This is a genomic window from Microcoleus sp. Pol7_A1 (assembly GCF_036701085.1).
In the GTDB taxonomy this organism is placed as follows: Bacteria; Cyanobacteriota; Cyanobacteriia; order Cyanobacteriales; family Microcoleaceae; genus Microcoleus; species Microcoleus asticus.
On sequence record NZ_JAUBQD010000010.1, the window covers coordinates 70,806 to 93,475 of the forward strand.

Consider the following 22,670-nt stretch of genomic DNA (forward strand, 5'->3'; position numbering starts at 1 on the left):
ATCCACACCATGATAGTGATCGGCCATCCCCAATCCCCAATCCCCAATCGAAAATGGTATCACTTCCAGCCCTACGCATGGAGAGTGGCAAAGCAATCTCAAAACTTTTTCTCTGCCTTCTGCATAAGTGCCTTCTGGCTTTCTTTTGTTAGTTCAATCTCAGACTTTTGAGCGAGTTAAAATCTGCTGTTTGGGATATAGCGTGGTTATTAAAACTGCAAGGATATACAGCAAAAGTGCGTGATGAACCCAAAATTAGTTGACCAGATAAAACAGGCATTGAAGCAGAGCTTGCTGGAAACATCCAGGCGTGTCTGGAGAACCCCGTTAGATCGGCGCACCAGCATCAAATTGTTAGATGACAGCATCGTTTATAAAAAGCAGCACCCACCTATCAATATACCCGCATTAACCTCGGTAAATAAAGTGCCTTCTCGGTTTTTTGCCACGGAAAAAACCGTGTCTTTTGACCCAGATTATGTGTGGAAGATTTCCCTGAATCAAAAAATAACTTCTCTAACTATTTGTACGTCTGGCAACACGCTGCTGAATAACAAGTTGCTTTTAGACTTGGATTTTCGGATTAGCGGTGCGGGCATTCTGGAATGGCCTTACAAACCCAACCAAATTACCTATCCGCTGGTAGTTGCTCCTTGGTCGCATTTGTGGTGCAGTTATTATGATTATGTCATTTTTGTGCTGGCTAAACTTTGCCGAATTGAGGAGGCTTTAGGTAAGGAAATTTGGCAAGAAGCTAAAATTTGTTATCCTTTACGGCATACTGATTTTGAGTTGGGCTTTATGACGAAACTCGGTATTTCTGAAAGTTCACTAATCGACACTCGGGCTAGAGATACGGGATATCATGCAGAAAGTGCGGTGGTGGGAAACAATCAAGACTGGTATTTTCCCAGTCCTTACGATATAGAGCTTTTGCGGAAAAAGTTCTGTCTTAAGGAAAAGGTAAAACCTTATAGAAAGCTTTATCTGTCTAGAAGCGGCCGGCGCAAGGTTAAAAATGAAGTACAAGTGCGAGAGGTTTTGAAAGAATTTGATTTTGAAATTTTGGAAGATATCTCGCGCACTGTTGATGAACAAATTCGTCTGTTTGCAGAAGCAGCGGTGGTTGTTGGCCCTCACGGGGCTGGTTTTACAAATTTGCTGTGGTGTCAGCCGGGAACGAAAGTATTGGAATGCTTTTATGGAGGCTACACTCCGCCATATTTCTATTACATTTGCCAGCTATTGGGATTAGAATACTCCCGTATGGTTGAGGACAGCAATGAATCCGAAGATTGGAGTTTAATTGGCATGGATATGACGGTGGATGTGGAGGTTTTGAAAAGGGAAATCAAGAAAATGCTGGAGTAAACTTGCCCCCTCATACGATTTTCGATTTGAGATCGGGAAGAATTGATGCCTATTAGGTTTAAAAGTTGCCTAAAATTGCATTTTTTTTAACTCGTTTCAGATTGAGTAACTCGGCACATAGTATAATTAAAGTTAATCTCAACTGCTAACTAAAAAAATATTAGGAGCGAGCATGAGTTACAGAATGGATCGCCGCGCTTACGCGGAAACTTTCGGACCGACTACAGGCGATCGCGTCCGATTAGCCGATACAGAATTATTCATAGAAGTTGAAAAAGACTTCACAACCTACGGGGATGAAGTTAAATTTGGCGGCGGCAAAGTCATTCGCGACGGCATGGGACAGTCGCCTATTTCTAATGCGGACGGTGCAGTTGACACGGTAATTACTAATGCTTTAATATTAGACTGGTGGGGAATTGTTAAAGCAGATGTCGGTATTAAAGACGGCAAAATTTACAAAATTGGTAAAGCCGGAAATCCTTACATTCAAGATAGGGTAGATATTATTATCGGGCCTGGTACTGAAATAATTGCTGGTGAAGGGATGATTCTTACGGCGGGGGGAATTGACAGTCACATTCACTTTATTTGCCCGCAACAAATAGAAGTGGCGATCGCCTCCGGCATCACTACAATGATCGGCGGCGGCACTGGCCCTGCAACGGGTACAAACGCGACTACTTGCACTCCCGGGCCTTGGCATATGTACAGAATGCTGCAAGCAGCCGACGCTTTCCCGGTAAATCTAGGATTTTTAGGTAAAGGAAATAGCAGTCAACCTCAAGGATTAGTCGAACAAGTTTTTGCCGGTGCAATGGGTTTGAAACTCCACGAAGATTGGGGAACTACGCCAGCAACAATTGACACTTGTTTGAGTGTCGCTGACGAGTACGACGTGCAAGTTGCAATTCACACCGACACTCTCAATGAAGCGGGATTTGTAGAAGCTACAATTGCCGCATTTAAAAATCGGGCTATTCACACTTACCACACCGAAGGTGCTGGTGGCGGACACGCACCGGATATTATTAAAGTCTGCGGTCAAGCTAATGTTTTGCCTTCGTCAACTAACCCGACTCGCCCTTACACTGTCAATACTTTAGAAGAACATTTAGATATGTTGATGGTTTGCCACCATTTAGATCGGGGCATTCCTGAAGATGTCGCTTTTGCTGAGTCGAGAATTAGAAGGGAAACTATTGCTGCTGAGGATATTTTGCACGATTTAGGTGCGTTTAGTATGATTTCTTCTGACTCGCAGGCGATGGGAAGAGTTGGAGAGGTAATTATTCGGACTTGGCAAACGGCTCATAAAATGAAAGTGCAGCGGGGAAATTTACCCCCCCTAACCCCCCCTTACCAAGGGGGGGAAACAGAGGGGATTAACGACAATTTTCGGGTGAAGCGGTACATTGCAAAATATACAATTAATCCGGCGATTACTCACGGAATTAGTCAGTATGTGGGTTCGGTGGAAGAGGGGAAATTGGCGGATTTGTGTTTGTGGCGGCCGGCTTTTTTTGGGGTGAAACCGGAACTGGTAATTAAAGGAGGGGCGATCGCCTACGGGCAGATGGGAGATGCTAACGCCAGCATTCCCACGCCGCAACCAGTGCATATGAGGCCGATGTTTGGGAGTTTTGGCGGTGCGATTGGGGCGACTTGTCTGACGTTCGTTTCGCAAGCTGCGCGCGATCGAGGTATTGCCGCACAGCTCGGTTTACAAAAGCCCACTGTAGCAGTTTCCGGGACGCGGCAAATTAGTAAAAGAGATATGAAACTCAACGATTATTTGCCACAAATGGAAGTCGATCCAGAAACTTATGAAGTGAGGGCGGATGGGGAATTGTTAACTTGCGAACCGGCAACAGTTTTGCCAATGGCTCAGCGGTACTTTTTGTTTTAACGGATTCTACAATCATGTAAGGGCGGGTTTTAGCAACTGTCTATGTCTAAAACTAACGATCTCCTAAACCCGTCCCGCTCTAATTAAACTTAGTTAATTCGAGAGGAGATTTCTTGTTAGAAAACTTGAGCGATCGCAGTATTAAACCCTTACAAACAAACCAAAAATAAAGCGCAATATTTACCCCACTTAACAACTTGGGGATACCCTCAAGCAAGCTGGAAATTGCCTCATCTTTCCAGGGCAATGCTTCCGCAAAAAATGCCAAAAATAATAAACCAACGCCACTTACTAACAAAAAGTATGGCGTTGATTTTATTTACCTCCTAAAAGTTAATCCATAAACTGCCGCAGCAACAGCGTAGATAATAACTATTGTAACTTTAGGAAAGCCAGCGCGTCCGAGGTGAACATGGGTGCGAAAAAATTCATTAAATAGGAAAAATCCCGTAACTACCGCTGAAGCTAAAATAAACTGATTTTCAGGACGATTCGGTTGAGTAGTTCTTAGCAAACTAAAACTAAAAACACACACCATTACAGACAAATAAAACAACATTTGGAACATCATAAAAAAGAAACCCGCCCCCGGATATGTCGCAAGACAAGGCGGAAAAAATAACTCTTTTACCGAAGAACCAAACCCATTTAAGGCCAAACTTACCACCCCTACTAGCAGGAAAGCTAAAGTATTGAGCAAAAAAACAATCCTATAATTTGCCATAATCTAATTTGAGTGCCTCATGTATTCTCATCATTGAGCGATCGCAGTTTTTTACTAAATTTACTTATCTTAAATTTAACCAATCTTGAATTTCTTGCGCTAACCAAGCCGCCTCAACCTCTTGTAAATTTTTTGCTAAAATATAAAAGTAAGTTCCCATATCGTTACCTGAACGAATCCTGATTTGATTTCCCTCAGCCAGGGCATATATAAAAGTACCCAAAATTTCCGAAATTTCCCCAGTTTGTTGTAAATAACTCCTACCAAATATCTGATGTTCCACTTTAAAGTAGTTCCGGTTAAATGTAATTTTATTACCATTGCCCAACATCTTAACTAAGATACTTGCTATAATCGTAAACAATCCTAATCCCATAAGGGAATTTACTTTCCAAACTAATAACATCATCGGCACAAATAGCAGTATAATTAATATTCCTATACAAGCACCTAAAAAAGGCTGGCTGACTAAAGTAGACGGAATTTTAATGTTTAACTCCGTCGCTGATTTGCTAACTTGAATGAGACTGTGAGGCGGTTTAGCAATTTTCCTAACAGTGGTAATTTGAAGATTGGCCCCTTGTATGTTTCCCGATTTCAAAGCTGCTAAAGCCTCTCTAGCCTTGCTGAAACGCTTTTCTAACCCGATTTCCGTCATCTTCTCAATCCAGCTTACCAAACTAGGATTCACACTCACGCGATCGCTAAACTGAATCCGACAATCTTTCTGTGGTAAATCCGCAGGAGTCGCCCCCGTTAACAAATGAATTAAAGTAGCACCCAAAGCATACAAATCCGAAGCCGCCACCGCCCGCCCCCAAAACTGTTCTAACGGTGCATAGCCACTCGTTCCTACCACTGTAAACGTTACACCTGTCACCGCTGCTTGAGCTTGCACAGCGCCAAAATCTACTAGATAAACGTGCTGATCTTCCCCCAAAATTAAATTGCTCGGCTTAATATCTCGGTGCAAAACCGGGGGGCTTAATTCATGCAAATAAATTAAAATTTCCAGCACTTCAGTGGCAATTTTACGTACTTTATTTTCCGAAAAACCCTGACCGTTTTCTAATAATTCCTGAAGTGAAAATCCAGGAATATAATCTTGCACTAACCCAAACCAAGGCAATCCTGCTCCCGCTTCCCGCTCCAGGGAAAAATAATCTCGATAGCAAGGAATGCGGGGATGATTTAGCGCCTGCAAAACTTCTGCTTCTCTTTCAAAAAGCTTGAGTTCTTCCCACTGCATTTCCGGGCTAAAAGCTAACATTTTCAGTGTCACCGGTTCTTGAGACTCTAAATCTACTGCTAGCCAAGTTTGATGACCGACCGCCGTGCGTCCTAAACGCTGTTGCAATTGATAACGTTCTTGTAAAATTTTTCCTGGAGTTAACACAGCATTCTCCTATTTTTTTATTCTAAGAAATTGCCTTAAATATTAATTAAATCAACTATTTTGCCGAAAGCGTTAAATTGCTACTACAAGTAATTAGAGGTGAATTTCTCCATTCGGCATAATTGTACCGCGCCACTGAATACCTACTAAATTAGCAGTGCTCAAATCTGCCCTAATCAAAGTTGTGCGGTGCAAAATTGCATCCCGCAAATCTGTTTTAGCCAGGTAAGCATCTGTCATATCAGCTTCACTCAAATTTGCCTGATTAAAATTAGCTCGACTCAAATCAGCCCGCACCAAATTAGCTCTACTCAAGTCAGCCATAATTAAATTAGCATTGCTTAACTTAACATCAGTAAGAAATGCACCCCGCAAGTTAGCGCCAGCCAATTCAGCATCAAGTAACACAGATCTTTCCAACTTAGCATTTGTCATTACAGCCCAAGAAAAATTTGTTTCTACCAAAGTTGCTTCAGTCAAAAATATGCCTTCTAAAATAGCTTCGCTCAAATTCGCCTGAGTCAGATTTGCTTCTCCCAGAAATGCTTCAGTCAAATTCGCGTGACTGAGATTAGCTTTAGTCAAATCTGCACCTTGCAAATTGACGCCCCGCAAATCTGCACCTTGCAAATTTGCACCCCGCAAATTTGCACCCTCAAAAATCCGCAGTTCCTTCCGCAAATTTGCACCCCGCAAGCACGCACCGCGCAAATCTGCACCTTGCAAATTGACACCTCGCATATCTACATCGCTCAAATTTGCATCGATAAAAACTGCCAAAGAGATGTTGGCTTTGCGAAAGTCTGCACCTTGCAAAGTCGCTCCGTGGAAGTCGGCATCGGATAAATTTGCTCCGCTCAAGTTAGCCTGATTTAAGTTAGCACCGGACAATTTTGCATTAGTTAAATTGGCGCGCTGAAGGTTAATTCTGCTCAGGTACGACATCGCTAAGTTTGCACCCCAGAGGTCAGCACTACTTAAATTGACGCCTATTAAATCGGCACCGCTCAGGTATACCCCTCTGAGATTCATACCTTGAAAATCTAGTTCTCCTGATGTATATCGTCTTAAAATTTCGCTGGCATTCATATTTGTTTTTGTTGTTAATTAGGTACAATCTGCTATTTCTAGACTGCTTAAATTTCAGTTCGCGCAGGCGGACTTAGTTTGTGTAGCCCCAGACTTGAGTCTGATAAATTTGATGAAATTTCTTTAATTTCAGTTTGCGCAGGCGGACTTAGTTGTTGTAGCCCCATCCCCATACTTGAGTCTGAGCATTTAATGAGTTTGATTGACAAACTCTTGAGTCCAAGAGACTGTTTTGCTGCCTAACTGTCGCCCGTGAATTTTTACATGAGTAAGATATTTTGACTTTAAAGTACACAGTTTTTTGTGAAGGTAGGTAGCTGTAGCCTGTTGGTTTGGTACTTCAGCAGAATCCAGAATGACGTGGAGCCAACCGTCTTTAAAGCCCGCTGTAGCCGTAATTCCCTTAGGCTGTAGCAATTGATCGATCAATTGGGCGATCGCCTTTGGTTTACCTTGTTTTGCCATTTCCAGAAGCTGATACTGATTTGCTTTATGGCTAGAGTTTTCCGGCGGTATTTCGGAAATATTGTCCGCCCTTTTTTCTGGAAGTTCAGAAGGATATTTACCGCTTTCTTTTGACTCCAATTCAATCAAAATTTCCAGCATTTTATCGGTAAACTTCTGAACTTTTCCTACATACTCTCTGAGATTTTTATATTTCCAGTACAAACGGTCATCTGCACTTCCCGTAGAAAATTTTCCGTTCAAAGCAGCTTCTAACTGGGTGAAGATATTTTCTATTTGCGCTGTTGCGGAGTTAGCACTTTGACTGACTAATTCTGTCATTTCTTCTTCCAATTCCAACTTGCGTTTGATGGAATCGCTAATATTTATAATAACAGGAGCCGCCGGTTCTAAAATTTCGATAATAGTCGGCATTTCTGCAACTGGGAATGTTTCTACCATTTCCTGTCTGAAATGGGTAGCATAATTATTGCTGGTTTCGGGCTCTTTAAACTGTACATTTTCTGCCGTGCCCGGCACTAAGTAACTCTTTTGGGGGTCATAATGATAGTGAGCTGGAGCAGCTTGAAGGATGTGAGTAATCTCGCCTGGATCAAAATAATCGGTGCGCCTGTCCACCAGCTCGCTCTCTTCATAAACACTGTTGTTTAAATGTGTCTGATCGTAACCTTCGCTAGCTGAAGATTCGGCTTCATGAGGTTCTTCCTGTTGCATTGTTGCGTAACAAGGATTCATCGCTTTGATGATTACGCTCGCAGCTTGGTCGTTTTCATCTCTGTTGTCGAGATTGCTAGCAGTTGTGTACAACTGAGATTCGAGTTCGGCTAGGCTACCGCAGACATTAAACAGTTGTCGCAGCAGATTGTCAAGTTCTTGAGTTTTCAGCAGCAGCCAGTCGCGATCGCTAAAAGTAAACTGATGATAAAGACTAGAAAAAATTAGGATTTTCGCCCTCAGCGGATTTGTTTGCTGCAAAATCTTTTGTCTGACATCAAATAAATTCCCGGGGTTTCTTGCCCTTTCTTCGCTGCTTGATACTTCCAAACTAAAGTGCTCTTCAAATGCGGGAGCTTCCTGACCGCCAAAACTCGATATGTTTGTTTCTAATTTGGTAAAGTCTTCAAATTCATACAGCCTGCTAAGCTGACAGATTATGAGGTCGGATACTAAAGCATACTCAGTTTTTTTATTTACCTTAGAAACTATACTATTTAAAACTGCTTCAATATCTTCTAACCTGCTGTATTTGGCGCACAGCTCTTCGATTAAAATTCTGATCTCGGCGCTGGCGAGTTGGGCCGGATCGTTTTCCCAAGACTCTTTACAAGCAAAAAATATTATTTTTTTAATGCGCGAGAGATTGACGTCTTGTTCTAATTCGCGAACAACTTCATCTAAAATAGATAAAGCTTTCATAGTTTTCCTCCCATAAAAATACCCTGTCAACAGTCAACGATAAATAATAAGATCATACCACATTTGATAAATGCAAGACTTTGATGCGATCGTAATTGGCAGCGGTATTGGTGGCTTAGTCGCCGGCTCGATGCTAGCTCGCTACGGCAAGCGGGTTATCGTATGCGAGAGCCACACCATAGCGGGCGGGGCAGCTCACAGCTTTTCTCGCCGGGGATTTCACTTTGATTCGGGGCCTTCTTTTTATTGCGGTTTGACTGACCCGCATTCGTTTAATCCTTTGCGGCAAGTTTTTGATGTTTTAGAGGAATCGATCGCAGCAATTTCCTACGATCCGCTGGGGCATTACCATTTTCCCGAGGGAAGTTTACCGGTTTATGCTGATGCGAGAAGTTACTTAGATGCTGTAGCTAAGTTCGCACCGCAAGGTGCTGTAGAATTGCAGCAATTTCAACAAAATTTATTAGTTTTGTATGAGGCTTTGCGTGGAATTCCGGCTTTAGCGCTGAGATCCGACTGGCAGTTGATACCTGTTTTGCTGTCTCGGTACTTGCCTGCTTTGCTGAAGCTGTTACCGCTAGTAGGTGCGATCGCGGGTTCTGCAGGTTCCTTGATGGATCGGGACGTGCGTGACCCTTGGGTGCGGCGTTTGATCGATTTGGAGTGCTTTTTGCTGTCGGGTTTGAAAGCGCACGGAACTGTCGCGCCGGAAATAGCTTTTATGATTGGCGAACGATCGCGCTGTGCGATCGAATATCCTGTAGGTGGCAGCGGTGCGATCGTCGATGCTTTAGTCAGAGGCTTGCAGCGCTGGGGAGGAAAGTTGCGCCTGGGAACTTCCGTCGAGCAAATATTAGTTGAATCCGGCAAAACCACCGGCGTTCGCTTGCAAAATGGCGAAATTATCCGCGCCCCCATTGTTATTTCAAATGCCACCGTCTGGGATACTTATACAAAATTACTGCGCCCTGAAGATTTGCCGGAAAGTTACCGAAAAACCTCCTTGTCGATGCCAGCAGTAGACAGTTTCATGCACCTGCATTTAGGAATTAAAGCCGCAGGACTCGAAGGTTTGACCGGCCACCACGTCGTCGTTCACGACAGCAAGATTGACATTACAGTACCCGGAAATACTTGCATGATTTCGATTCCTACAGTGTGGGATGCAACTCTCGCGCCGCCCGGACATCACGCCGTTCACGCTTATACATTGGAACCTTACGAAGGTTGGGAGTACGGCGAATTGTATCAGCAGAAAAAGCAAGAGCGATCGCAATCTCTGTTTCAAGCTTTAGAAAAAATTATACCGGATTTGCGATCGCGAATAGTCTTAGAGTCGATCGGCACACCGCTAACCCACGCCCGATTTTTGCGCCGATATCAAGGAACTTACGGGCCTGCAATCGCCGCCGGAAAAGGCACATTTCCCGGGCCGCAAACACCAATCAAAGGCTTGTATCGGGTGGGAGACAGCACCATGCCGGGAATTGGCGTGCCCGCCGTCGCAGCATCGGGTATTTTGTGCGCGAATACTTTGGTAAATTCGGATGTTATAGCACAATTTTTGTAAGCGAAGGAAGAAGGAAGAAGGAAGAAGGAAGAAGGAAGAAGGGAAATTAACTGGTTCCCTGCCTCTGGCTGGGAACCGAGATCCAGAGGCTCTGCCTCGCTTGCAAAAAAACAGGAGGCAGAGCAATAGTGAAATGCGTTCCCAGCCAGAGCCAGGGAAGGAGGAAAACGAGGGAGGAAAAAACTACTTTTTACAAAATCTGCCTGCTCCCAAAACTGATTATCCACCAGCGGCAAAAGCGCCCATAATTGCGATCGACAAAGCCAAACCTGGCAACAGCAGCAATCCTAACATCAAAGCATCGTGTCCGCTCATCACATTCTCCTGATATTGACCTTTGATATTATACTCTATAAACTGCCATCTTGCCTCGACCTTAAGAATTAAAACCGACATATAGATTCAGGATTGACAGGGCAAATTTTATTAACAATGGGATTCCCGCGCAAGTCCAGGGTAGTCAACTTTTGCAAAGATTGCAGGGAACTGATATCAGAGATTTGGTTGTTGTACAAGTCGAGCAAAAATAAGTTATTTAAAGCTTGTAGCGCGCTGCTATCGGAAATTGGATTGTTGAACAGATAAAGTTCAGTCAAATTAGTTAAAGATTTCAGCGGACTGATGTCTGATATTTGATTGTTACCGAGGTTGAGTTCAATTAAATTAGTTAGCGATGTCAAAGGACTAATATCTGAAATTTTATTTTGGAATAAAACCAATTTATTTAAGTTTGTTAGCGATGCCAGCGGAGTAAGGTCAGATATTTCATTGCCGAATAGAAACAGCGTCTTGAGATTTTTTAAGGAAGCTAGCGGGGTGATATCCGATATTTTATTATTATAAAGGTAGAGTGTATCGAGTGCAGTCAAATTTCTCAGAGGAGCGAGATCGGAAATTTGATTGTTGTAAAGGATCAGCGCATTTAAGTTCCTTAAAGCTTGCACCGGAGTGATGTCAGAAATTTTGTTGTCAAACAAGACAAGTGCGGTAAGATTAGTTAGAGCTGCTAGGGGACTGATATCTGAGATTTGATTGGTATCTAGAACGAGTCTTGTGAGATTTATTAGAGATGAAAGCGGACTAATATCTGATATTTGATTGACATCCACAACCAGAGTTTTGAGATTGGTTAAAGATTGTAGGGGAGCGAGGTTAGATATTTGATTGCTGCCGAGGATGAGATTAGTAAGTTGAGTGAAAGATGAGAGTGGACTGATATCGGTAATTTCAAGATTTTTGAGGTTAAGTTCTGTTGTATTAGAAAGCAGCTTGTTGGCTCGATCGCACTCAGAAGTATCTGATATTTGCAACAGTATTTCTACCGTATGTTTGGCGCTGAGAGAAAGAGTTTCTTTGTGCTTACACCAATCTAGAAAGTTATTATAAGTTGTCATGGGCTGTGCTGCGTCAATCGATTTTAGATGGGAGATTGGAAAATTTAGATAAGTATAGCAATTCTCTTTCATTTGTGAATGAGATTTTTTTCAGCTTCTGATAAATTTTAGCCAAAATTGTGTAAAGTAATCTTAACATCCTTAATTGCATTGCATCACCAGGAGCCAAGAGCCAACTATGACACCCGAACTAATTTTTAACGCAGCTAATCTGTTCGTTTTGCCTTTCTGGGCAATTATGATTTTATTACCAAACTGGGGAATTACCCGAAAAGTGATGAATTCTTTCATTCCGTTTGCGATGCTCGCCGCTTTGTACATATATTTGTTTGGTAGCAGTCTGACTGCGGAAAATGCGGCAGCTTTGTCGAATCCCAAGCTAGCAGATATTGCTAAGTTTCTGGGGGAGGAAACGGCGGCGGCTACGGGATGGATACATTTTTTAGTGATGGATTTGTTTGTCGGGCGCTGGATTTATTTGGAAGGACAGCGGACAGGAGTTTGGACGGTTCATTCTCTGGCTTTGTGTTTGTTTGCTGGGCCGATGGGATTGCTTTCTCATATTGTAACTGCTTGGATTACTCAAAGGTTTTTCCCTAGTTCTGAAAGTCTTTCAGGGGCGGGTTCTCCGGCCCATCCACAATAAAATTGATCTATTGTAGAACGGGTTCTCCTGCCCGTTCGTTCCTAAGAATGGCGCAAGATACCAGTAACAATATAGAGCGTAGCTAAACCAGCCCCTTGTATTTTGAAAGAGGTAGATGGCGGTTTAGCGTTGGGTGGGGCGGGTTTATGAAATTATGGGTTTTAGGCAATTATTGTTTGTGAAACACGCCCCTAAAATTTTCGATCGCAGCTTGGAACTTTTACAAAATTTTGCAATATTAAGAATTGGCTAGTGGCAGCACTAAACGAGCCACAATTAAATTGTTTTCTAACATTTCTAAAGACAAGTTTCCACCCATTAAGCGTACTGCTCGCTGACAAATTAAGAGATTTTGCACGATCGACCTATTTGCAGAAACGCCTAATATATCGGGCCCGGAACCGCCGTTGAAGGCAGCAATTAACTGTCGATCGCACGCGCCGCTATCGATCACAGACAATTCTAGCAAACCTTCCCGCAACAACTGAGAGCGAATCTCAATCTTGCCACCAACTCCAGAGCGCCTGCAAGCAGCCGCGAGCAATTCGCACAGGATCAAATCCAGCTTGATGCTGTCCCCGCGAACGCTCAAAGTCTGGCCTGCAGGCATCGACACAGCAGTTTCTCTGTGCACTTCCAGCAAGACTTCCGACTGTTTGATCAGGGGGGCAGTTCGATCGAGCGATCGCCTCAGCCAAGCGCTCACAGGCACCGCATCTTGTGCGAATTGCAGCCGCCACTGTTCCTGTTTCAGCAGCAAATGAGTTGAACCCAAAGCATTGCCAATGTGCCGCAAAACCTGTTGGTAGCGCAAAGTTTTCAAAGCATCCTTTTGCTCCTTCCCCGACTGGAAAATCGACTGACTCAACTCCCCCAACTCCTTCACCCCCGCTCCCACAGTGCGGTAAAAGTCCTCAAAACGGCGCTGTTTGTACCAGTTGAGCAGCTCCAGATCGAATCGGTGCGACTCCTCGGCCGATTGCACCGCCAAATATCTGCGCCACCAAGCCAACTGAGACGCCATCGAGCTGAGTAAACTCACCGACAACTCCGACCACTGGCGGCCCGGAGCGTCTGCAGCCACCACAATGCCCGCCGGAGCGTGTTCTGGGGCCGTCCGCAGCGCCACCGTCATCATCTCGCCAATTCCCGGACTGCGCAGCCACCGCTTCGTCGCCAGTTGCAGTTGGCTCGTGCTCTGTTGCAGCACCCCGCTAGCAGCCAGGGTTTGTTGGATCAAGGCATCTGTTTTGACAGGAATCACTGCCTCGGGATTGAGGGCAAAGACGGGATTGGCAGCTAGCGCCGTCGCAATTGAACCTTCCTCCTGACCTGGATTCCAAGTAATTACCGCTACTAAAGGACAGGAAAGTGTCTGGGAAACGTGTTGAGCAAAGTTACGATCGAGCTTTTGTAGCGGCAACTCTGGGAACATCGTCGGTGAAGCAGCAGATATCGGTTGCTCAGATTGCTCTTCAGGAGAATGCTGCAAAACCGCCAAACCCGATTTGAGCAATCGCTCAAATTGCTGATATTTGTCGATTTCCGAACTCTGCTGCCAGGAGTGCAGGATCAATCCTAGCTGTTGGCTCACTAACCGAACTAATTCTTGCTCAGCTCGCCTCCAAGTGCGAGTTGCACTGTGCCCGACAACCAGCAAACCCTCGATCGATTTTCGACGATCGATTTGCGATTTTAGATTGGGGTTTTCTCCGTCTTTATTTTTCCTGCGAGTGCTTGATGCCAAAAGCGATCGCACCCCCGCCTCCGCTAGCACTTCCCGCCAAGCCCCCAACCGCCCGTCTTCTTCCCAATTTTCAATAGCCAGAGGTGCGCTTTCTTGCAACAGCCCCACGTCTGCCGCGTCGAGGGCGTTGAGCGGCGACGGCACTGCCCTGCGGTTGCGGGGCAGATTTTGGCAGACAATCTCAAAGCGATTTTGTTCTTCGCCGTACAGCAGCAGCAAAAAGTATTCGCATTTGAGCCGCCCGCACAACTGCTCGGCGGTATTTTTCAAAGTCGCCTCCCAGTCAGCATCGCTGTAGATGGCGCGAGCTATTCCGGCAGTTAAATCTCGATCGATCTCAGTTTGCTGAATTTTCTCCTCCATCTCCGACACAGGAGCCGTCAGAGCCACTAACCGCGCCACTCCCTGCAGGTAATGTTTTTCATTTTCTTGCCAAATCCGGGGCTCGCCGGCTTCGACTGCCAAAAATCCCAACAATTCCCCTTCTGAAACAATGGGCGCAGCCAACAGAGAGCGAGCGCGGATTTGCTGCATCAACCGCCCCGTCAGCTCCGTTTTCAGAGAACTTTGAGATTCACCGATCCAAACCATTTCTTCCCTGCCCAAAGCCTGATAAAATTCGCCCAAGTCTTGGACGGTGATGCCCGAAGCCGCTCGGCCCGGCCCGCCCAAACCCGGAGCAACTTCGCGGTTGCTGACTCGGCGCCAAAAATAGCGCCGCTCTCGCTCGAACCAATAAACATTGGTGCGCGTCGGCTGGGTAAATTCATGGGCTTGTTCGACAACCGCTTGCAAGTATTGGTCGAGCGATCGCAGTTCCCCCAACTGCGAAATCAGCGCTAAAAGAGACTCGTCTGGGTGTTTGACTTGTTGTCGCTGCCAGTCTTTTTCTATTTGGTAAAGAGCAGTTGCCAGCGCTCCAAATACGATCCCCAACTGTGTTTTTTCTCCCGACTTTGGCGACGCTCCCCACACGTCAGTTCCGAGCAAAATCACGCCGTAGCAGCGGTCTTTGTAGCGGAGCGGAAACAGAGTCGTGCCTTGAATATTGAAAGTTTGAGCTGCTTTGCGCCATTCTCCGGCTCTGTTTTCCGATCGCAAATCCGGGACTCCCACGGGCCGGAGCTGAATCACCACTTGTTCCAGCAAATCCCCTGGGCTGAGGGCAAACCGCTGTTTGAGAAAAGACTGGTCGCCGTTAGGAGTCATGCCACCTTTCCCCAACAATCTGTGGGCCTGTCGATCGTACAACCCGATCCAAATCAACCCCCAGTCAAATTCCGTTTGCAAGTAACCGAGCGTGGTCGAAAGTAGCACTTCAACATTCTCCTCTTCTCGGAGAGTCTGGAGAACGCGTTCGAGGGTCGCGATTTGTTCGTCTAAATCCTTCGGTCTTTGCTGCTGCCCCATTTCCAAGCTTCCCCGCACCTTTGTCTAATTTAAAATTACCAACTTAAAAATTAAAAAATTCAAATGGAAAAGAATCAACTTATAATATAATCGTCTCACTTATCCTTGAATCTCAAACATTGAATAAAGTCGATCGAAGTTGAAGTAAAAACTTCGCCTTCGCTGCCTGATCGTGAATATTGTTATTTCCCTTCTCCTTTCTAATTTGTAAATTGCCCCAGTACAAATCATTGGATATTTATCAATCAAGTGTAAGGCCGCTGTTGTTTTCCGTATTGAAAACAGATGCCGAGTGGCTGCACAACCGCACTCTCCAAGTTCTCGAACTCGCAGCTAGAACCCAGTCAAACCCCGCCACCAGCCAAATGCTCTCCCGATTGCAGAAATCTTTGGGAGTCCAAGATTCTCGCCTCGAACAATCTTTGTGGGGACTGAGCTTTAAAAATCCTGTCGGCTTGGCTGCGGGATTTGATAAAAATGGCGTAGCTGCTGACATTTGGGCAAATTTTGGCTTTGGCTTTGCCGAACTTGGCACTGTCACTTGTCAACCGCAGCCGGGAAACCCCCAACCTCGCTTGTTCCGCTTGACGGACGACAGTGCAGCCCTCAACCGCATGGGATTTAACAATCAAGGAGCCGCGGCAATGGCAGCCCGGTTTGAGGCTGCACAGAAACAGTCCCCATTCGATGCCTCGCGCCCCATGCCTAAGTCTCCGTTCCCCTTGGGCATCAATCTCGGTAAATCTAAGGTAACACCGTTAGAGGAGGCAGCAGCGGACTATTTGGAGAGTTTTAAGCTGCTGAAAGATTGGGGCGACTATTTTGTAGTCAACGTTTCATCTCCGAATACGCCGGGGTTGCGATCGCTCCAAGATGCTGCGGGACTTAGCACGATTTTGGAAATTTTGCAACAAGAAAATCGCGGAAGCAAGCCAATTTTAGTTAAGATTGCGCCGGATTTGGAACCCGAGGCGATCGCATCAATCCTCGACTTAGCAAAAACCTACCAACTAGCAGGAATTATCGCCACAAATACCACCATCCGCCGCGACGGATTGAAAACACAAATATTGCGAGAAACAGGCAAACCAATCGCCGAAGAAGCCGGGGGAATTAGCGGGCTTCCTGTGCGCGAGCGATCGACAGAAGTAATCCGATTTATCTGGCAATATACAAAAGGCGAATTACCCATAATTGGAGTGGGCGGCATTTTCACGGCCGAAGATGCTTGGGAAAAAATAGCCGCTGGTGCGAGTTTAATTCAAGTCTACACTGGTTGGGTTTACGAAGGGCCTTGGATGGTGCGCCGGATTCTACAAGGGTTGTTGCACAAGTTAGAAGAACGCGGATTTAGTTCTATTTCTGAGGCAGTAGGTTCGGACAATCAATAGACATAGGAGTGAAAAGCAATTCTTGTGGGACAGGCATCCTGCCCCACAAGAATTGTTGAAGAAGTCTAATAAATTCTTGCAGCAGGATTTACGCACCGACTCTAATATCCATGAGTTCACCCAGAATCTGACTCACAGTGCGATCGCTAAAAAAACTATCAGCCAACGCCATACCAACAGTTCCCTAACATTAATACTACAATAAATCTTTTGGTTTCAATTCATTTTAATTAGTATTACATCAAAAGTAAATCGGCGTTCAAAATTTTCAATAATCTTAACAACTCGATTTGTCTAACACGCATCTAATCAAATATTTCCGCTAATTTCAAAGCATTAACTTGAGCTTGTGCTTTATGAAGTGACTCCTGCCATTCCCTTTCCGGATCGCTATCAGCAACAATCCCCGCACCCACTTGTCCCCAAACAACTCCCCCGGTCGTACCGTCACTTTTTGGTGCATATAAAAGGGTGCGAATCAAAATATTTAAATCCAGGTTGCCGCGCCAGTCCAAATAACCGCAGGAACCGTAAAATAAATTGCGCTTCACGGGCTCCAATTCTTCGATTATTTCCAGACAGCGCACTTTCGGACAACCTGTAATCGTACCGCCCGGAAAAACCCCTCGAATTAAGTCGATCGCGTCGCAATCTCGTCTTAATGTACCGATAACATTACTGACGAGGTGCATCACGTGACTGTAGCGTTCAACGGTCAGAAATTCGTTAACTTTTACCGAACCCCATTCACACACCCTCCCGATATCGTTGCGCTCTAAGTCAACTAACATAATATGTTCGGCTCTTTCTTTGATATTCTCTATTAATTCCTGTGCTAACTGCTCATCTTGAATGCAGGTTAAACCTCGCGGTCTTGTTCCCGCGATCGGTCTAGTATCCACTTTTTTTCCTAATAATTGAACCAGTCTTTCCGGCGAACAACTAACTATCGCCCCCCACGGAGTTTGCCAATAACTTGCAAAAGGCGAAGGATTGATCCGTTGCAAAGCCCGGTAAATTGACCAACTACTGCAATCTGTACGGGCTTCAAACCGCAAAGATAAATTAGCCTGAAAAATATCGCCCGCATGAATATACTTCTGAGCTTTTCGCACTATTTTTTTATACTCACTCTGAGATAATTGGAAAATAGGAGTAGCGGTATTTTGTTGATAATTATCCGGTAAATTATTCTGGATTATTTCTGGCTGGGTTTGCTCTAATTGATGCTGCATAACATCGAGGTGAGAAGGTTGACTCGCAGCCAACCAGAGAATTTGCGTTTGACTGTCTAAAACCGCAAAATATTCTGGTTCGTACCAGCAGCTAACCGGGAAAGGAAGCGGATCGGTATTGAGTTGGGGCAGGTGTTCGATTTCCCATGCTAAATCATAACCTAGCCATCCCAACCAACCCCCAGTAAAAGGAATTTCCGGCGGTACATTCACTGCTAAGTTTTGCTTTTGAGACTCCAAAAGAGTGCGCAAAAAAGGTAAAATTTCACCTACTGGCGGTGTCCATAGCTGAGATTGACCGTCAATTATCCGGGGAGAACCTGCACAAATAGAATATCGTGTCAAGTTAGTAGAAGATGTAACTGGACTTTCTAGCAGAACAGCCATATCGCGGGGGGAACAATCCGATATTGAACTTGTACAGTCGGCAGTTTTACCGAGAAATAAAATTTGAAAAATCTCAGATCCGCTGCGCTGATTTAGGGGAAGCTTTCGCCAATGCCAAGGTTGTATTGGTTTCATAATAGATTGCACTATGGTTAACACTTTCAGGACTTACGCAACGAGTCAAATTTGACACTATCTGTAGTAGTAAGGTGCACAGTTCGCACCCTACTAAAATCGATTGAAAGCGTTATCTCAGCCATTACTTACAACTTTCCAAATATCTCGATTTGCCTCTTTTTTGAGGCGTATCCAACCCCTAACGGAGTTAATGAGAAATAGAGTTTGGGTACTGCGCAAATCATCTAAGGTAATTAATTCTTCTCTGATTTTTCCCTCCTCTAAAAGTTGAGAACGAAACGTCCCCGGTAATAAACCGCACTTGACGGGAGGTGTGATTAGACCTGCGGCTGTATCGATCGCAATATTGGCGATCGTAGATTCGGTGATAACTCCATCTTGATTCCACAGAAAGACATCCTGATATTTGGGCTGCGACTCCAAAGCCATTGTATAAGGCAATCGGTAAGTTGTCTTGTGGTAAAGAAATGGGCTTGGAGAATCGATCGGTTTGCGGGCAATTCCCACAGATGCACCGATGTGTAAGATACCGCTATCTAGTGTCTGAGCTTGTAATGTTATGTTTCCCTTACAAGATATTGTTAACCGTATTTTTTGTTTGACTGAACCGCAAGTCATACTTAATGCTTGTAAAGCTTTGCTTGCTTCTGTTAGCGATAGAGGAAAATTAAAATAATCAGCCGATAGCTCTAATCTTTTAAGATGTCTGTCTAGCAAAAAATAACCGTTTTTGGGTTCCCATAAAAGTGATTCAAGTAATTCAAACTTTGGCTGTTGTTGAATCATATTTGTCAATATAATATAACTTAGGTAACTTGACAAGTTTTAGACCCGCGAAGCGGTCTGTTTGTGTAATTATATAGGAAGTTAACTTGAATTTATGTTGCCTAAATCCTTTATATTTCCATGGCGCCTTGCCATCGGGCTGTTAATATTAACCTCAGCGATCGCACCTCTAGCCCTCAACTACTACGTCAGGCTAGTTACAAGCAACTACCTGCGCACCGATGTAGCTAAGGTTCCCGCCGAACCAATTGCCATTGTTTTCGGTGCCGGAGTTTGGGAAGACGGCACTCCAAGCCCAATGTTAGCCGATCGAGTGCAAGCAGCCGTCGATTTATACAAAGCGGGGCGAACGGGCAAACTTTTGATGACAGGAGACAATAGCAGCGCCGATTACAACGAAGTCAAAGCAATGCAGGAGTACGCCGAAGCACAGGGCGTACCGATTAATAATATCATTCTCGATTATGCCGGATTTAGCACCTATGAAAGTTGCTACCGGGCGAAAGAGATTTTTGGCATAACGAAAGCTGTTTTAGTTACCCAAAACTTTCACTTAGCCCGCGCTGTTTATACCTGCCGCCAGTTGGGCGTAGAGGCGATCGGCTTAGGAACCCCGGATTGGGGCAAATTCCCCCAAAATAGCATGATTCGGTACAGTTTCCGCGAATTTCTGGCAGTCCTCAAAGCGCTTTGGGAAGTGCGCGTTACCCGCCCAGAACCGACTTTTTTGGGACCGTTTGAAGGAATTAAAGAAAAATTATGAGTGCTCTGTTGAAGACTTTAGTCCTTGCTTTAAGGACTAAAGTTTTCACTAAAAACGGGTTTTATTACAACTAACCAGACATCATGTAAGTCCGGGAGTTGTAAGTTTTGAGTTAAACAAAAGTCTCGACACAACTCACAAATCATAACTCGCTCGTTGCGGTAGTGTTCCATAACTTACTCGCGTTTGGAAAGCCCCGCCAGCGACCAAGTTAGGCTCACCATCATTAAGCGGCCTAGAGCCTTCAAACGGTCTTCGGCGTTATTTTCAATCGCTTGAGACAGAGTTTCAGACTTAACATTTATCGAGAATTCTTCAGCAGTTTCTGCTGGTGTTGCCAACTGAGATTGTTCAGAAGATGTCTCAAGACTAACTTGTGGCTGCTGATTTTTTTCTTTGGTCATTTTCTGATTCACCTCCTGGAATTATTGCATACATAACCCTTAATACAAATGTAATTTATTTGTATCCGGGATTTTGGGAGTCAAGTTTTCCTTACCAGACAATCGCAGTTACCAACTGACTTAAAAGTTTTGATTTCAGTTGTTAGCTATCTTAAATAGCACTTAGCCAATTTTCCTCAGAAAGCCGATTTATTCACAGATAGGTCGTCTTTCACAATTTTTTGTAATAAACGAACGGGATTTCTGAGCCTAATTCCTGTTAAATTCAAAACTCACGCACTACTACCGATGATGCACATTACTGAATTGTTATATTTACTTAACAGTAATATTTCCGAGTTTCTGATACAGTAATATTTCCGAGATTCTGGTATTGTTAAAGCTTAACAATTAATTTTGCTCGGATTTATCTCAATCTGAAAGCAAGTGTCTGGAAATTATTAACAAACTGAAGGTGTAGAGCCGATGGCAATTTATGTTGATACTGCAATTGTAGCGGAAGCCGCACGGGCGAGCAAGTTCGGATGGATAGCGGGAATTACTACTAATCCGACACTTTTGGCAAAAAGCGAGTTATCTCCTGAGGTGACTCTCAAACAACTGGCACAACTGATTCCTGGGGAAGTGTATTATCAGCTAACGGCATCTGATTTTGATGGCATGGTAGCAGAAGGAAAAGCTGCTTTTGAGTCGATCGGGCGGCAAACAGTTTTGAAAGTTCCAGCAACGGCTGCGGGTTTCCAAGCAGTAGCGCATTTGTCACCGGAAATTCCTTGCGCGGTGACGGCGATATACAGCGCATCACAAGCAGTTGTCTCAGCAGAAGCGGGTGCTAAATATGCGATCGCCTACGTGAATCGCGCCACCCGACTCCTCGGAGACGGTTTTGCCTTAGTGCGAGATATGGCGAATGTGTTGAAGCAAACTAATACTGAGATTTTGGCAGCTAGCATTAAATCGCCGGAAGAAGCAGTAAAGACTTTATTAGCTGGCGCCCATCATTTGACATTGCCTTTTGACGTTTTGCAAGCAATGACTGTTCACGAACTTTCGCAGCAAACTGTTGATGAATTTGCCAAAAACGGGCGGGGAATTTTGGGATAATACCAAATTTATTTGCATAACGTCTTGATTATGTGAACATTGAAAATTGCGAATTGGTAATGGGTAATTGGTATGGGTTTTGAATAACTCTTATCAAATAGGGTAATATCAATTCCGGTTGCACCGGAATGATATACTGAAAGAGTGCAACGAGGACAAGTTATGCCTAAACGCCTCAAGTTAGAGCCTCATCAAACTCCTTCGGAGTTGTCTAAACTTTATCGTCAAGCGTCAGATCCAATTGAACGGACACGCTACCAAATAATTTGGCTCTTAGCAACTGGACGAGTTACCGAAGATGTCGCGGATGTTACGGGTTACTGCCGTAACTCCATCTATCGCTTAGTTCGTCGTTACAACCAATTAGGTGCTAATGGGTTGAAAGACAAACGTCATCAACATCCTGGCGCTCAACCTTTACTCTCTGTTGTGGAACAAGCACAACTGTTGCAAACTTTACGAACTCCGACTGCTGATGGAGGATTATGGAACAGTCGTCAAGTTGCTGAGTGGATCGGTAATTTACTCGATCGTCGAGTCAGCGTACAAAGGGGTTGGGACTATCTACGTTCCTTGGAGTTTCGGTTACGGATACCCAGACCGGAACATGACCTAGCTGACCTTGAAGTCCAAGAAGCTTGGAAAAAAAACTGCGAGCGCAAGCCAAACGAATTCAACAGCAACATCCATTGGCAGCAGTAGAATTATGGGGAATGGATGAGCACCGTTTGGGATTAAAGCCAATAATTCGGCGAGTTTGGGTTGGCTATGGGGAGCAGCCCATAGCCAACGTAAATTGGCGATATCAATGGCTATGGTTGTATGGTTTTGTACACCCGTCAACGGGAGAAACATACTTTTGGATTCTCCCAAAAGTTAACATAGAGCTTTTTAACTTAGTTTTAGAAGATTTTGCCAGAGAATTTGGAGTAGGTAAAGATAAACACATCATCTTAACTATCGATCGAGCTGGTTGGCATACCAGCCCACAAGTTCGAGTACCAGAAGGTTTGCATTTGGAATTTATGCCCTCCCATTCTCCCGAATTGCAACCAGCAGAGCGTCTCTGGCCCTTGGTAAATGAACCAATTGCCAATCGCTCATTTAAAAATCTTGATGAACTAGAAGAGGTGTTATTTCAACGTTGCCAAATTCTGCTGCAACAATCTTCTTTGATTAAAGGGATTACTTATTTCCATTGGTGGCCAAAAACCAAAGCTATATCATTCCGGTGCAACCGGAATTGATATAACATCCGAATGATACCGAGCTTGCAGGCGTCCCGCTCTTGGTGAGAACTCGCGAGCAGGACGCTAGATTGCAGG

17 protein-coding genes and 1 pseudogene are annotated in these 22,670 nt (G+C 44.6%); 8 read left to right on the top strand and 10 right to left on the bottom strand.

Features of this window, described 5'->3' with window-relative positions:
• Positions 1–243: 243 nt before the first annotated feature.
• On the top strand, positions 244–1,371 hold the full coding sequence (locus QUA20_RS08745) for a glycosyltransferase family 61 protein (RefSeq protein WP_333187739.1): 1,128 nt from the start codon (positions 244–246) through the stop codon (positions 1,369–1,371).
• Positions 1,372–1,543: 172 nt separating this feature from the next.
• On the top strand, positions 1,544–3,280 hold the full coding sequence (gene ureC, locus QUA20_RS08750) for an urease subunit alpha (protein ID WP_333187741.1): 1,737 nt from the start codon (positions 1,544–1,546) through the stop codon (positions 3,278–3,280).
• Between the two features lie 319 nt (positions 3,281–3,599).
• On the opposite strand, the gene QUA20_RS08755 is transcribed toward ureC, so the two are convergent.
• The 4 genes from QUA20_RS08755 to QUA20_RS08770 form a co-directional block, all read right to left on the bottom strand.
• On the bottom strand, positions 3,600–3,980 hold the full coding sequence (locus QUA20_RS08755) for a hypothetical protein (RefSeq protein ID WP_333187744.1): 381 nt from the start codon (positions 3,978–3,980) through the stop codon (positions 3,600–3,602).
• An 88-nt stretch (positions 3,981–4,068) separates the two neighbouring features.
• Positions 4,069–5,400 (bottom strand): serine/threonine-protein kinase, encoded by a 1,332-nt coding sequence (locus tag QUA20_RS08760; RefSeq protein WP_333187746.1) that lies wholly within the window; start codon positions 5,398–5,400, stop codon positions 4,069–4,071.
• 93 nt (positions 5,401–5,493) lie between these two features.
• On the bottom strand, positions 5,494–6,489 hold the full coding sequence (locus QUA20_RS08765; RefSeq protein WP_333187749.1) for a pentapeptide repeat-containing protein: 996 nt from the start codon (positions 6,487–6,489) through the stop codon (positions 5,494–5,496).
• Positions 6,490–6,678: 189 nt separating this feature from the next.
• Positions 6,679–8,370 carry a hypothetical protein gene (locus tag QUA20_RS08770; RefSeq protein ID WP_333187751.1) on the bottom strand — a complete coding sequence of 564 codons (1,692 nt, stop codon included), beginning with the start codon at positions 8,368–8,370 and terminating at the stop codon, positions 6,679–6,681.
• Positions 8,371–8,440: 70 nt separating this feature from the next.
• Between QUA20_RS08770 and QUA20_RS08775 the strand changes: the two genes are divergently transcribed.
• Complete coding sequence (locus QUA20_RS08775) at positions 8,441–9,940, top strand: NAD(P)/FAD-dependent oxidoreductase (RefSeq protein WP_333187754.1); 1,500 nt, start codon at positions 8,441–8,443, stop codon at positions 9,938–9,940.
• 219 nt (positions 9,941–10,159) lie between these two features.
• On the opposite strand, the gene QUA20_RS08780 is transcribed toward QUA20_RS08775, so the two are convergent.
• Together QUA20_RS08780 and QUA20_RS08785 are read right to left on the bottom strand one after the other, a co-directional pair.
• Positions 10,160–10,336, bottom strand: a complete 177-nt coding sequence (locus tag QUA20_RS08780; RefSeq protein WP_172190310.1) for a hypothetical protein — start codon at positions 10,334–10,336, stop codon at positions 10,160–10,162.
• The gene (locus QUA20_RS08785) at positions 10,324–11,334 is read right to left on the bottom strand and encodes a leucine-rich repeat domain-containing protein (protein WP_333187757.1); all 1,011 of its coding nucleotides are present in this window, start codon (positions 11,332–11,334) and stop codon (positions 10,324–10,326) included. Before QUA20_RS08785 ends, QUA20_RS08780 begins: the two co-directional genes overlap by 13 nt.
• A gap of 178 nt (positions 11,335–11,512) precedes the next feature.
• Between QUA20_RS08785 and QUA20_RS08790 the strand changes: the two genes are divergently transcribed.
• The gene (locus QUA20_RS08790) at positions 11,513–11,980 is read left to right on the top strand and encodes an ABA4-like family protein (protein WP_333187760.1); all 468 of its coding nucleotides are present in this window, start codon (positions 11,513–11,515) and stop codon (positions 11,978–11,980) included.
• Positions 11,981–12,218: 238 nt separating this feature from the next.
• Here QUA20_RS08790 and QUA20_RS08795 read toward each other — a convergent pair whose 3' ends face one another.
• Entirely contained in the window at positions 12,219–15,155 is a 2,937-nt protein-coding gene (locus QUA20_RS08795; protein WP_333187763.1) for a GAF domain-containing protein, read from the bottom strand.
• Positions 15,156–15,367: 212 nt separating this feature from the next.
• Between QUA20_RS08795 and QUA20_RS08800 the strand changes: the two genes are divergently transcribed.
• Positions 15,368–16,528, top strand: a complete 1,161-nt coding sequence (locus QUA20_RS08800) for a quinone-dependent dihydroorotate dehydrogenase (protein WP_333187766.1) — start codon at positions 15,368–15,370, stop codon at positions 16,526–16,528.
• Positions 16,529–16,833: 305 nt separating this feature from the next.
• Here the strand turns inward: QUA20_RS08800 and QUA20_RS08805 are convergent, their stop codons facing one another.
• A complete protein-coding gene (locus QUA20_RS08805) occupies positions 16,834–18,285 on the bottom strand; it encodes an anthranilate synthase component I (protein WP_333187769.1) in 1,452 nt (483 codons plus the stop codon).
• A gap of 117 nt (positions 18,286–18,402) precedes the next feature.
• Positions 18,403–19,074, bottom strand: a complete 672-nt coding sequence (locus tag QUA20_RS08810; RefSeq protein ID WP_333187772.1) for an aminotransferase class IV — start codon at positions 19,072–19,074, stop codon at positions 18,403–18,405.
• Positions 19,075–19,168: 94 nt separating this feature from the next.
• Here QUA20_RS08810 and QUA20_RS08815 point away from each other — a divergent pair, with 94 nt between their 5' ends.
• Entirely contained in the window at positions 19,169–19,837 is a 669-nt protein-coding gene (locus tag QUA20_RS08815; protein ID WP_333187775.1) for an ElyC/SanA/YdcF family protein, read from the top strand.
• 176 nt (positions 19,838–20,013) lie between these two features.
• Here QUA20_RS08815 and QUA20_RS08820 read toward each other — a convergent pair whose 3' ends face one another.
• Positions 20,014–20,241, bottom strand: a complete 228-nt coding sequence (locus QUA20_RS08820) for a hypothetical protein (RefSeq protein WP_333187778.1) — start codon at positions 20,239–20,241, stop codon at positions 20,014–20,016.
• Between the two features lie 465 nt (positions 20,242–20,706).
• On the opposite strand from QUA20_RS08820, the gene QUA20_RS08825 reads away from it, so the two are divergent.
• Together QUA20_RS08825 and QUA20_RS08830 are read left to right on the top strand one after the other, a co-directional pair.
• Positions 20,707–21,345, top strand: a complete 639-nt coding sequence (locus QUA20_RS08825) for a transaldolase family protein (RefSeq protein WP_333187780.1) — start codon at positions 20,707–20,709, stop codon at positions 21,343–21,345.
• Between the two features lie 162 nt (positions 21,346–21,507).
• Positions 21,508–22,592 (top strand): annotated as a pseudogene (locus QUA20_RS08830) (IS630 family transposase).
• Positions 22,593–22,670 lie beyond the last annotated feature (78 nt).

What these genes read in the sequence shown, in the direction of transcription:
- QUA20_RS08770 (WP_333187751.1), bottom strand. Translation starts at nt 8,370, where the DNA reads ATGAAAGCTTTATCTATTTTAGATGAAGTTGTTCGCGAATTAGAACAA.
- QUA20_RS08745 (WP_333187739.1), top strand. Translation starts at nt 244, where the DNA reads ATGAACCCAAAATTAGTTGACCAGATAAAACAGGCATTGAAGCAGAGC.
- QUA20_RS08790 (WP_333187760.1), top strand. Translation starts at nt 11,513, where the DNA reads ATGACACCCGAACTAATTTTTAACGCAGCTAATCTGTTCGTTTTGCCT.
- QUA20_RS08805 (WP_333187769.1), bottom strand. Translation starts at nt 18,285, where the DNA reads ATGAAACCAATACAACCTTGGCATTGGCGAAAGCTTCCCCTAAATCAG.
- QUA20_RS08820 (WP_333187778.1), bottom strand. Translation starts at nt 20,241, where the DNA reads ATGACCAAAGAAAAAAATCAGCAGCCACAAGTTAGTCTTGAGACATCT.
- QUA20_RS08810 (WP_333187772.1), bottom strand. Translation starts at nt 19,074, where the DNA reads ATGATTCAACAACAGCCAAAGTTTGAATTACTTGAATCACTTTTATGG.
- QUA20_RS08765 (WP_333187749.1), bottom strand. Translation starts at nt 6,489, where the DNA reads ATGAATGCCAGCGAAATTTTAAGACGATATACATCAGGAGAACTAGAT.
- QUA20_RS08815 (WP_333187775.1), top strand. Translation starts at nt 19,169, where the DNA reads ATGTTGCCTAAATCCTTTATATTTCCATGGCGCCTTGCCATCGGGCTG.
- ureC (WP_333187741.1), top strand. Translation starts at nt 1,544, where the DNA reads ATGAGTTACAGAATGGATCGCCGCGCTTACGCGGAAACTTTCGGACCG.
- QUA20_RS08825 (WP_333187780.1), top strand. Translation starts at nt 20,707, where the DNA reads ATGGCAATTTATGTTGATACTGCAATTGTAGCGGAAGCCGCACGGGCG.
- QUA20_RS08780 (WP_172190310.1), bottom strand. Translation starts at nt 10,336, where the DNA reads ATGTCGGTTTTAATTCTTAAGGTCGAGGCAAGATGGCAGTTTATAGAG.
- QUA20_RS08785 (WP_333187757.1), bottom strand. Translation starts at nt 11,334, where the DNA reads ATGACAACTTATAATAACTTTCTAGATTGGTGTAAGCACAAAGAAACT.
- QUA20_RS08775 (WP_333187754.1), top strand. Translation starts at nt 8,441, where the DNA reads ATGCAAGACTTTGATGCGATCGTAATTGGCAGCGGTATTGGTGGCTTA.